Raw genomic sequence first — 910 nt, 5'->3', positions numbered from 1 at the left:
CGCCGCCTTCACCTCCTGTGAGGGTATCGGTGCCGAACCCATCCTCTAGGACAAGTGTATCAGCGCCGTCTCCCCCGCTGACACTATCGTTGCCGAGGCCGCCCGCAAGGCTGTCACTGCCGGTGCTGCCCAAAAGGGTGTCGCTGCCCGATCCGCCGTCCAGGGCATCATCACCGGCACCACCCGACAGGCTGTCGTCACCAGCATCGCCCGATAAGATATCGTCGCCCGCCGCGCCGTCGAGGGTGTCGTTTCCGTCTCCGGCCCGGACAGTGTCCGCGCCGCTGCCGCCCAGTACCGAGTCGTCACCTTCGAGTGCGTCGATTTCGGTGCCGAGGCTGTCTGCGGTCGCGTCGACAAGATCCGCTCCTTCCGAGAGGATCAGGTATTCGATCCCGTCAAAACTCAGCGTGCTAGTCCCGTCATCAATGGTCCCGGCGGCGTCACTGTTGAAGGTGACTGTGACCGGCGCGCTTAGAGCGCTCAGATCGATGGTGTCGCGAGCCCCTCCGCCGAGGATGGTGTCGCTGGCAAAACCGTCCAGAACGATGAAAGTGTCGGCCCCATCACCGCCGTCCAGAAGATCATCGCCGATGCCACCGGTCAGCGTATCGTCGCCCGCGCCTGCTGCAACCTGCGTTCCGGCAGTGTCGGCAGTTGCATCAAATGAGTCAGCCAGTTCGGTCAGGGTTAGGCGTTCGGTTTCTGCAAAGCTGGCGGTGCTGGTGCCGTCTGTGATCGTTCCCGCTTCGTTACCGGTAAATGTGACAGTAGCACCGACACTCACCACGCTAAGGTCGATCAGGTCGTTGTCGGCGCCGCCTTCACCTCCTGTGAGGGTATCGGTGCCGAACCCATCCTCTAGGACAAGTGTATCAGCGCCGTCTCCCCCGCTGACACTATCGTTGCC

Annotated in this window: 1 protein-coding gene; it reads right to left on the bottom strand. The window is 62.6% G+C overall.

Translation table 11 applies throughout. The features are described from left to right. The coding region (locus J1C49_RS21475) for a calcium-binding protein (protein ID WP_304522460.1) at positions 1-910 on the bottom strand (910 nt) is incomplete at both ends.

The organism is Cognatishimia sp. F0-27 (assembly GCF_020667845.1).
Classification (GTDB): domain Bacteria; phylum Pseudomonadota; class Alphaproteobacteria; order Rhodobacterales; family Rhodobacteraceae; genus JAFMPQ01.
Note: the sequence above shows the minus strand (reverse complement) of the source record. Positions and strands in the feature narration are given on the sequence as shown.